This is a genomic window from Cohnella cellulosilytica (assembly GCF_042431195.1).
GTDB lineage: Bacteria > Bacillota > Bacilli > Paenibacillales > Paenibacillaceae > Cohnella > Cohnella cellulosilytica.
The window spans coordinates 1-9,993 of the sequence record NZ_JBHMDN010000044.1 but is presented as its reverse complement, the minus strand read 5'-3'; the positions used below and the strand labels follow the sequence as shown (position 1 = coordinate 9,993).

At 61.4% G+C, this 9,993-nt stretch carries 10 protein-coding genes and 1 tRNA gene; 1 reads left to right on the top strand and 10 read right to left on the bottom strand.

Going from position 1 to position 9,993, the window contains the following annotated elements:
* Positions 1–156: 156 nt before the first annotated feature.
* The 10 genes from gluQRS to thiL all read right to left on the bottom strand — a co-directional run bounded on the left by gluQRS (position 157) and on the right by thiL (position 8,442).
* Positions 157–1,116 carry a tRNA glutamyl-Q(34) synthetase GluQRS gene (gluQRS, locus tag ACFFT4_RS26785; RefSeq protein ID WP_378052105.1) on the bottom strand — a complete coding sequence of 320 codons (960 nt, stop codon included), beginning with the start codon at positions 1,114–1,116 and terminating at the stop codon, positions 157–159.
* A gap of 81 nt (positions 1,117–1,197) precedes the next feature.
* Positions 1,198–1,274, bottom strand: a tRNA-Asp gene (locus ACFFT4_RS26780).
* A 201-nt stretch (positions 1,275–1,475) separates the two neighbouring features.
* Complete coding sequence (locus ACFFT4_RS26775) at positions 1,476–2,555, bottom strand: ABC transporter substrate-binding protein (protein WP_378052103.1); 1,080 nt, start codon at positions 2,553–2,555, stop codon at positions 1,476–1,478.
* 92 nt (positions 2,556–2,647) lie between these two features.
* Entirely contained in the window at positions 2,648–4,294 is a 1,647-nt protein-coding gene (locus ACFFT4_RS26770) for a helix-turn-helix domain-containing protein (RefSeq protein ID WP_378052102.1), read from the bottom strand.
* A gap of 18 nt (positions 4,295–4,312) precedes the next feature.
* On the bottom strand, positions 4,313–4,483 hold the full coding sequence (locus ACFFT4_RS26765) for a hypothetical protein (protein WP_378052100.1): 171 nt from the start codon (positions 4,481–4,483) through the stop codon (positions 4,313–4,315).
* Between the two features lie 45 nt (positions 4,484–4,528).
* Entirely contained in the window at positions 4,529–5,578 is a 1,050-nt protein-coding gene (tsaD, locus tag ACFFT4_RS26760) for a tRNA (adenosine(37)-N6)-threonylcarbamoyltransferase complex transferase subunit TsaD (protein ID WP_378052099.1), read from the bottom strand.
* Entirely contained in the window at positions 5,575–6,069 is a 495-nt protein-coding gene (gene rimI / locus ACFFT4_RS26755; RefSeq protein WP_378052098.1) for a ribosomal protein S18-alanine N-acetyltransferase, read from the bottom strand. The genes tsaD and rimI overlap by 4 nt, the downstream gene beginning before the upstream one ends.
* 4 nt (positions 6,070–6,073) lie before the next feature.
* Positions 6,074–6,871 (bottom strand): tRNA (adenosine(37)-N6)-threonylcarbamoyltransferase complex dimerization subunit type 1 TsaB, encoded by a 798-nt coding sequence (gene tsaB / locus ACFFT4_RS26750; RefSeq protein WP_378052096.1) that lies wholly within the window; start codon positions 6,869–6,871, stop codon positions 6,074–6,076.
* Complete coding sequence (gene tsaE, locus ACFFT4_RS26745; RefSeq protein WP_378052095.1) at positions 6,868–7,386, bottom strand: tRNA (adenosine(37)-N6)-threonylcarbamoyltransferase complex ATPase subunit type 1 TsaE; 519 nt, start codon at positions 7,384–7,386, stop codon at positions 6,868–6,870. The genes tsaB and tsaE overlap by 4 nt, the downstream gene beginning before the upstream one ends.
* 3 nt (positions 7,387–7,389) lie before the next feature.
* Entirely contained in the window at positions 7,390–8,442 is a 1,053-nt protein-coding gene (thiL, locus tag ACFFT4_RS26740) for a thiamine-phosphate kinase (RefSeq protein ID WP_378052094.1), read from the bottom strand.
* A gap of 356 nt (positions 8,443–8,798) precedes the next feature.
* Here thiL and ACFFT4_RS26735 point away from each other — a divergent pair, with 356 nt between their 5' ends.
* A complete protein-coding gene (locus ACFFT4_RS26735) occupies positions 8,799–9,548 on the top strand; it encodes a CAP domain-containing protein (protein ID WP_378052092.1) in 750 nt (249 codons plus the stop codon).
* Positions 9,549–9,993 lie beyond the last annotated feature (445 nt).

Genomic DNA, 9,993 nt, shown 5'->3' with positions numbered 1-9,993 from the left:
ACCTTAGGGTTTCTCCACCAGTTGCCCGCCAGCTACGAGGCGACTTGGCTCTTACCTCGACCGGACTTACACCGGCTAGTTGTGCCTAACTTGGCTAGGCGCGCTATCGTTAAAAAAAGCCACCGCGCATAACTCCATACGCGATGGCCTCTGGCCTTACTGCTTGAACAACCAACTCCGCAAATCTTTCCCGAATACCAGCCGTTGGCCGCGAACCGGCGCGAACAATGGAACCAGCTCCCGGAGCTCGACCGGCTCGGGACGATCGATCCAGCCCGCCATGGCCGCCAGCAAGCCCAGCAGACGCTCGGGCGCGACGCCGCCTTCCCTCAGCGAAGCCAGCGTCAGCGACTTGTCGCGCTTGGACAGGCGAACGCCGTCCGCGTCGGCCAGCAGCGGAAGATGCGCGAACTCCGGAGCTTTCAAGCCCAATGCGCGGTACAGCGCAAGCTGTCTCGGCGTGGAGTCGAGCAGGTCGGCTCCGCGCAGCACATCCGTAATGCCCATCGTGGCGTCGTCCACCGTTACGGCCAATTGGTAGCTGAACATCCCGTCCGCGCGCTTGACGACAAAATCGCCGAGAGCGGCGCCCTCGAACAGCTGCGGCCCCAGCCAGCCGTCCTCGAAGGCGATGGCGCCCTCGGGCATCACGAAGCGCTGCGAGGGGGTTTTGTCCGCTGCCTTGATCTTCCGCTCCTCGGCGGTCAACCCGCGGCAAAATCCGGGGTACGCGGCGCCTTCGCTCGCCAATCCGTGAGGCGCGCTGGCCAGCGACGCCAGGTCGCTCCTGCTGCAATAGCACGGGTACAGCCGCCCCTCTTCCTTCAGCTGCTCCAGCGCCTCTTCGTACATCGCCTCGCGCCGGCTTTGGACGTACGGCGCATGCGGACCGCCTTCCCGCGGCCCTTCGTCCCAATCGAGGCCGAGCCAACGAAGGTCGTCCAGAATCTGTTCGGCGAAAGCGGGTCTGGCGCGGGCTTTGTCGATATCCTCCATTCGCAGCGCGATTTCGCCGCCGGACTGCCTCATCTGCAGCCATGCGGCCGCGGCGGCGAACGCGTTGCCGATATGCAGCAGCCCGGAGGGCGTAGGGGCGAATCTTCCGCGACGGGCCATAGCTTCACGCTCCTCGACAGGATGCAAAAAAAGAGCAGCTTCGCTCTGCTCCATGCTCGTTGAATTATGAAAGGCAAATCATGGCGGAGCCGACGGGATTCGAACCCGCGGTCTCCTGCGTGACAGGCAGGCATGTTAGGCCTCTACACCACGGCTCCACACATAGTAGGCGTCTGTCGTAGACACGAGTTAGATCATACCACGAACGGACATCATCTGGCAAGCTTTTCATGAGATAATCCGGATTCGGCGCAGCCAGTGGCCCATGAACGCGGCGCCGGTTCCCGCGGAATCAAGCCAATGCGACGAAGGGACCGTCCCCTCAGCAGGGACAGCCCCATTCTTCGATCGCAGAAAGCTTATTTCGCTCCGGTCAACGCCTGAACGACATCGTCGATTTTCTTCCCGTCGGCGATCGGACCGTTAAGCGCCCAATGACGGGCGGACACCTTATACGTTTGCCCTTTCTTGACGGCCGGAATCGCCTTCCACACATTCAGCTTCTCCACTTCGGCCGCGGCGGCGACATCGTTCTGGAAATCCGCTTCCGCGGCCATCGAGGCGCCGTAATCCATAAACAAATAGTCGGCGGTCAAATCCGGAAGCTTCTCCAGGGACAGCATCGTGCCGCCCCAATCGTCCGTGCTGTTCTTCTGAATTTCCAGCACCTCCGGGTCCGGCAGCAGCCCCAGATCGCTATAGAGCGCCGAAGTCCACGCATATCCCGGAAAATCCAACTCCACCTGCTTCGTCGACGGACGAATGAAGGCTACCGTTTTGTCGTTTCCGACGGCTTGCACGATGGTCTCCTTCGCCTGCTTCAGCTTATCCTGGTAGGCCTGCAGCACGGCGTTCGCTTGCTCCTCTTTGCCCAGCGCCCTGCCGATCTCCAAAATTCCGGTCTGCCAGTTATCCCGAATCAGAGCGATCGTAGGGGCGATTTTGCTAAGCTCCTCGTAGCCTTGCGCGTCGGTCATGTACGTGTTCATGATGATCAGATCGGGCTCTGCCGCTATGATCGCTTCGAGATTAATGTCGAAGGAGCTGTTGGTTGGAATACCCTTTTCCTTGATCTGCTCATCCAAATAATAGCCTTCCGTGCTGAAGGCCTGAACGAGAGGCACGTCGAGCGATAACAGCATGTCCTCCATTCCGATCGAGACGATGCGCGCCGGAGCGGCCGGAACCGTCGTTTCTCCGTAATCGTGCTTGATCTTTACCGGCTCCGGCTCTTTTTCCGTCTCGGCGGACGCCGGTTGGGAAGCCTGTTCGGCGGGAGGGGTCGAAGCTCCCGAAGATTCGTTGTTGCTTCCGTTGCTCGTACAGCCGCCAAGCGCCAGCGCCAACGTCAGAGCGGCGATGAGCAGCGCGGCGGCGTTAAAGCGGCGTTGCCGCAGACCTTTTCCCGTATAGTTGTCGGTTAATCTTTGATGCTGCATAACTGCGCCTCCCGATATTGAGAATCATTATCACCAAAATCGAGTATAACGGAGCGGGAGCTCGTCTGTATATCCACGATGGTGCGGAATGTTTATGAATCGGCGCACAAAAATAGAGGCGGAATGCGGTCAAGCAGACGCTCCTGATGCAGCGCGGAATTTTCGAGCCACGGATACACCCAGGCCGGGTGGCCCTGCAGGAAATGCACGGCCCCCGCGCGCACCGGTCTCAGCCCGCTCCAGCGCTTGTCGGCTTGCAGCTTTTCCCAGAGTGCCTGAGACCGCGCATCGTCGTTCACGCTGACGACGAACCGTCCGGCGTCGCACTCGGACAAGCGCCCGAGCTCGACCGGCTCGTACCAGTCGACGCTTTGCGCCAGCAAGGCCGGCGCCAGTCCGAGATCGTCGTACAGCACGGTCATCGCCTTGTGTCCCCAGATTTGCAGATCGTCCCCGGCAATCTTGAGCACAAGCACCTTGTCGTCCCGCACGAAGTCCGGGATTCGCTCCCGAATGGAAGCCGCCTTTCGTTCGTAACGTTCCAGCCACGTCCCCGCGTCCTCCGCCATGCCGAGAAAATCGGCCACGAGCCGCAAATGGCTCCGCCAATCCGCCTCCATCCAGGGGAGCAGCAGGACGGGCGCGATTTCGCCGAGCCGTTCGGCTTCTTCGGGCGAGATCGTGCAGTCCAGCCCGATGATGCAGTCGGGACGCGCCCGCCGCAGCGCGCCGCGGTTGAACTCGTAATGATGGCCGAGCAGCACCTTCACGTCTCCTCCGTATTTGCGGCTGAACTCGTCGGTCCAGTAATGGTCGAGCGGAGCGGCGTGCGGAACGACATTAAGCGGCAGCAGTTGGCCGAGCACGGGCCAGCTGTACGCCGCGACTTTGCGCTTCCGGTTGCGAAGATAGGCGCCAGGCGTGATCCCGACCTCCTTCCGGAAAACCGTCCGAAAGTAAGGCTCGCTTCGGAACCCGACCCGGGCGGCGATTTCGGAGATCGGCAGTCCGCTTTCCGACATGAGCCGCTTCGCCTGCATGAGCCTTACTTCCGTCATATATTCGATGATGCTTCTGCCGTAACGCTCCTTGAAGCTTCGCATCAGATGGTAGCGGCTGACCCCCGACAGATCCGCCAAGGTATCGATCGACAGCTCCTCGCCGTAGCGGCGATCGATTTCCTCCTTGACGAGATCGGGCGCCTCCGTATCGGAACGTTCCCGTTTCTCCGCGACTCCCGCCAGCAATTCGTGGAATACCGCCTGGGCGCGCATCCGTTCGGCCGGTCCGGGCCGTTCCCAGCACCGATGAATCGTCTCTGCCAGCCGAACGCCGGAGGCTAGACGATACTCCCTCGCTCCGGACTCTTTTTCCCCGTTCCCGTTCGTGCTTGATCCCGTCGCTTCTCTATCCCAGCAGCCCGTTTCATAGTCGAGAAAATACATCGTCTGTTCCGCTTTCGAAGGTCCGCCCGCCTCAATCCATTGCCCCGGCCCGCAGACGACCACCGAGCCTTGCGCGACGGCGGTCCTTACGCCGTCCACGACGATTCGGCAGGCATCGTCGACGCATACGACAAGCCGATGCCGCTCGATGAGATTTTTCCGGAATTCCCGGTTATCCCCGTTGAAGACGACCTTCTCGGCGCGCACCAGCTTAAACCAATGGCTGTCCCATCTATCCCCTGGGCCCCGGAGACCGTCTGCGGCGCTCTTCAACTCGTTCGGATTGACAGACATTCAGCATTCCCCCGCTCTTTAGCCGATTAGAACCTTATCGTAATTGACAACCGTTCTCACCGTCAACTTCCCGCCCTTCCGCGCAAACTCCGCGCCCCCGCTCTCCGGCAGCTCGCCGCCCAGCGCGCCAATTCGGACCGTTCCTGACGCCGTTCCCCCCGACAAAAGAAAAAACGCCGTCCCGGGCAATCGTCCTCCCGAGATGAGGAAGAGCGATTGCCGAAGACGACGAAATTAAACCGACCAGTCCTCCAGGGACATGACCGCCTCCGCTTTCAGATCGAGCGACGAGAACTGTCCGCGCCGCCATTTCAAATCGGCGGCGGCGGCGATCATCGCGGCGTTGTCCGTGCACAGCTTGTTCGGCGGGACGAGCAGCGGCACGCCCGCTTCCTCGCACAGCGCGGCCAACCTCTCCCGCAGGCCGCGGTTGGCGGCCACCCCGCCGCACAGCATCATCTGCCGGGCGCCGAATTCCTTGGCCGCGCGAATCGCTTTGCCGGTGACGACGTCGATGACCGATTGCTGGAACCCTCGGGCAAGCGCCGAGAAGTCCGGCGTTTCGCCTTTCATCCGCGAGCGGTTGATCTCCGCCAGCACGGCGGATTTCAGTCCGCTGAAGCTGAAGTCGTACGAGTCCGGCTCCAGCCACGAGCGCGGCAGCGCGACCTCCTCCGTCGCCTCCTGGGCCAGCTTGTCCACATGCGGCCCTCCCGGATACGGGAATTGCAGCGCTCTGGCGACTTTGTCGTAGGCTTCCCCGACCGCGTCGTCGCGCGTCCTGCCGACGATGCGGAATTTCCCTTCCTCCTCCAGCAGCACGATCTCCGTATGCCCGCCGGAGACGACCAGCGCGACGGACGGATAGAGAATATCGCCGATCAGAGAATTGGCGTAAATATGTCCCGCGATATGATGCGTCCCGATCAGCGGCACGTCCAGCGCCAGCGCCAGGCTCTTCGCCGCGACGACGCCCACGAGCAGCGCGCCGATCAAGCCGGGGCCCTGCGTCACCGCCACCGCGTCGATGTCCTCCAGGCGGACGTCGGCCTCCCGCACCGCTTCCTCTAGAATGATCGTCATCGTCTCCACGTGCTTGCGCGAAGCGATCTCCGGCACGACGCCGCCAAACTTCCGATGCGTGTCGATCTGACTGGAGACGACGTTCGACAGCACCTCGCGGCCGCCCCGCACGACGGCGACGGACGTCTCGTCGCAGCTTGTCTCGATCGCCAGCAGCAGGCCGCCGTTCCGGGAAGCCGCATCGTTGGATTGCCCGTTCATGCCTCTCCCCCTTCCAACGCTCCGGCCGTCTCCGATTCTCCTATATTTTCGGGAGTCAGCTCCGCCCACATAATGAGCGCGTCCTCCATATTGTCCGAGTAGTAATTCGGGCGCACGCCGGACGGAACGAAGCCCATTTTCCGATAGAGGGATTGGGCGATGTCGTTGGACACGCGCACCTCCAGCGTCATGCGCCGGGCGCCGAGGTATCGGGCCGTCTTCATCAGCTCGCGCAGCAGCGCCTTGCCATGGCCCTGTCCTTGATATTTGGTCCTCAGCGCAATGTTGGTCACGTGCGCCTCGTCGATAATCAGCCACATCCCGCCGTATCCGGCAACGTCGCCGTCCAGCTCCAGCACCATGTATTTGGCGAACAGATTGTTCGTCAGCTCGTTGCGGAACGCTTCGGCGGTCCACGGCGCCGTAAACACTTCCTGCTCGATCTCCACGATCGCGGCAATGTCGTCCATATTCATCAGGCGGTATTCCATCTCGTCACTCTCCCCGCGATGCCGCCAGCAGCTTCGCTTCCGCTTCGGCCAATTGCGTATAGTTCGGGACGAACGAATGAACGTCACGCCGTTCTCCCAGACGGAAGCGCAGCTCTCCCAGCATGCCCAGCGCGGTCGCGTCCATGTCCCAGGCGAGCATCCGCAGCCAGGTGCCCGACTGCTCCGCCTCTTCGATCGCGGACCGATGGGTCGCAACGTCCCCGACAAACCAGATCGCCGCGACCTCCGAATCCTCGGTCCCCTCGTCCTCGATCTGCGCCGCCCAATCGGCGATCAACCGGATGGCGTCGGCATCGACCGTCCGCCAGCCGCCCGAATGATCTGTCGCGTAACGGGACGTATACACCTGCCCCCTCCGCGCATCCAGTATCGGCACGATCCAGATGTCCAGGTCGGCCGCCAGATCCTCGTTCTCCTCGCGCAGCTTGCGCCAGGCGCCGAGAGCGAGCGCCTCGAGCGTGGATACGCCGATCAGCGGCTTGTTCCACGCCCAGGCGAGCGTCTTCGCCGCCGTAACCGCAATCCGCACGCCCGTATAGGAGCCGGGACCCTGCCCGACGACGATGGCGTCGACCTGCTCGCCCGTCATCCCGTTGCGCTCCAGCAGCTCCTTGATCTCCGACAGAATGCGCACCGAATGATTGCGCTCGGCGAAGGAGACGACGGAGTCGATCCGCGCGCCGTCCCTGACGAGCGCCGCGGAGAAGACGGCGGTCGACGTATCGAAGGCCAGCACCGTTACGGTGCCGCTGTCCCCGATCAGTTCCTCGTCTATTTTCATGCTGAATGTCCTCCTTCTTCCGCCGGACGAAGTCCCAATTCGGCACACCACGCCTCGTACCGCTCCCCTTCGGGGCGGCAGACGATCCGCCGGGACTCGGCGCCCGTCGTCTCCAGGCGAAGGTGCAGGCGCTCGGGCGGCAGGATCGGCTCGATAATCGAAGCCCACTCCACCAGCGTCACGCCGTTGCCGTGAAAATATTCGTCCAGCCCCAGCTCGTCCGCTTCCTCCAACGACAGCCGATAGACGTCCATATGATAGAAAGGGAGCTTCGTTCCCTCGTATTCTTTAATAATCGTAAAAGTCGGACTGTTCACGATGTCCGGCACGCCGAGCGCCGCCGCGTAAGCTTTGGCGAAATGCGTTTTGCCCGCGCCCAAATCCCCATCGAGCGCCAGCACGGCCCCCGGAAACGCCAGAGCGGCCAGCGCCTTGGCGAAGGCGGCCGTAGCCTGCTCGCTCGCGGCGTCCAGCGCGTATCGGTGCGACGAGTTTCCCGTTCCATTCGAGTGCATGATTTACATGGCCCCTTCGGCAAAATGATTGTAGCCTTGCTTGGCCAGCGGCTTGCGCAGCCCGGTGTCGGCCGCTTCCCATTCCACGCCGGGCGGCCCTTCCTCGACCTCTCCGATGACGAACAGCGGAATGCCCTCCGGCCGAAACCGTTCCCGCAATTGCGCCTCCCTGCTCTTATCCACGGTGCCGAGCAGCACGTAATCTTCCCCGCCGAACAGCGCCAGGTCGGCGGCGTCAAGCCCGTTGCCGCTTGCGTAAGCGGATAGCTCCCCCGACAAAGGAAGCAGCTTCTCCTTCAGCAGCAGCCGGACTCCGGAAGCCTCGGCGATCTCCCAGGCTTCGCTGGCCACGCCGTCGCTGACGTCGTTCAGGGAAGCGCCCCACCCCGTCAGCGCCAATATCCGCCCGGCCTTCACCGAAGGTACGGGCCGGCGGTGCGCCTGCGCCAGCCTCGGCGAGAGCCAATCGGTCAAGGCGGCGCGCTCCGCGCCTTCCGCCGCGGCGATTCGCCGCAAAGCGTGCAAACCCGCGGCCGACAAGCCCGTCGGCCCGGTCAGAAACACCGATTGCCCCGGCTTGGCACCGGAGCGGCGAATCGCCCGTCCGGCTTCGACGGTGCCGATGAGCGTGACGGATACGACCAGATGCTGAGGCGCGGAGGTCGTATCTCCTCCGATGACGGCTACTCCGTAGCGTTCGGCGCACTCGTACAGCCCGTCGTACAGCCGGCGCATCCGCTGCGCGTCCCACGCGGGAGGCACGCAGACGGACACGAGCGCGAATTTCGGCTCGCCGCCCATGGCGGCAATATCGCTGACGTTGGCGGCCAGCGCCTTGAAGCCGACGTCGGCTTCCCCCATCGTCTCGTCGAGGAAATGAACTTGCTCGATCATCGTGTCCGCGGTAACGAGCCATTCCCGCTCCGCGCCGCATCCGGACACGATCGCCGCATCGTCTCCGATGCCCAGCTCGACCCCTGAACGCGTCAGGAAATCGGCCGTCTGACGGCCGGCCGTCCAGAGGCGGATGCGGCCGAATTCGTCCAATGACGGCACGGCGTTACCCCTTTTCCTCATTATTGTCCTAATTATATCGGGGTGCGCCCGAACATGCAAAGACCGGATCGGGGGCTGCGCGCGGTAAATCCTTTGATTTTCCCCGTTCCTTGCGATCGTTCCCGCCGTTCCCGTCTCCCGGTCAATGCGTTCTCAATACGAATATACATTCGTCTTTCCACCGTAATTCCCTGCTTGCCGGGTTTATGAGAATAATATTATTTAAGATTCCGATGCCTTGGCGCATCGGCTTTTGGCGTTCTTCGCAGCGTCCGTTGGCAGATTTTATGGCATGTTTTCGCGAAATCGAGCTGATAGACTTTGAGATATTCCAAGCCAAGGAGGAATCAGGTTTCATGAAGAAGTTCAACGCTAAAGGTTTGAAAAAATCTCTGATGCTCGGTACGTTGGCGCTCGCGATTTCCGTTCCCGTAGGAGCCGGAGCGGCATCCGCAGCCCCTGCAGGCAACGTCATCACGCAAGACCAGCTGACGCAAATCGCCGGCCGGTTCGGAATAGATCTTAATTCCCTGCTTCAGCAAATCATGCAAGGCCAATACCCGGTCGTATCCAATCCGTCCACCGGCGGGAACTCGGGAAGCGGACAGACAACGAAGCCGAGTCAACCGAGCCAGCCAAGCCAACCGTCCCAGCCTTCCAAACCGTCGACGCCCAACACGGGCAACAACGGCAGCACAGGCGGCAATACGGGCAATACCGGCACAGAGGCGACAGACTCGACGTTCGCGACACAGGTCGTCACCCTCGTTAACCAGGAACGCGCGAAAGCGGGCCTGAGCCCGCTGGCCGCCACGAACGCCACCTTGACGAAGATGGCGCTGGACAAAGCGAAGGATATGTACAACAACGGTTACTTCGACCACAACTCGCCGACTTACGGCTCGCCGTTCGATATGATGAAGCAATACGGTATCAATTATCGCTATGCGGGAGAAAATATCGCCAAAGGCCAACGCACTCCGCAAGAGGTCATGAACGCCTGGATGAACAGCTCGGGCCACCGCGCGAACATTCTGAGCGCCAACTTCACGACGATCGGCGTCGCTTATTACAATGGCGTCTGGGTCCAGGAGTTTATTTCTTAATACACTAATGAAATGAATATGCAAAAAGGCGTGCAAATTGACAAACAATTTGGCACGCCTTTTTTGTTGTATATTGACCGAAGGAAATAGTAAAGGTCAGGCTTCAAAATCGGTCGAAGCCGCCCAGTAACGGCCTCCCTGACCGTTAAAAGCGGCCAGCTGACCCAATGGGCCTGCTTAACGGTCTCCCAGACTGCTAAAAGCGGGCAACTGCACGAATTGGCCTGCTTAACGGCCTCCCTGACCGTTAAAAGCAGGTAGCTGCCCAAATTGGCCTGCTTAACGGTCTCCCAGACTGCTAAAAGCGGGCAACTGCACGAATTGGCCTGCTTAACGGTCTCCCAGAAGCCGTCGATTAACTGTGGCTAAACACAACGCCTTCTCTCCCACTCGGTAATTTTGCGAGTTCATGTGGGACAGGAGGCGTTTTTTGACGTGCTTGCTG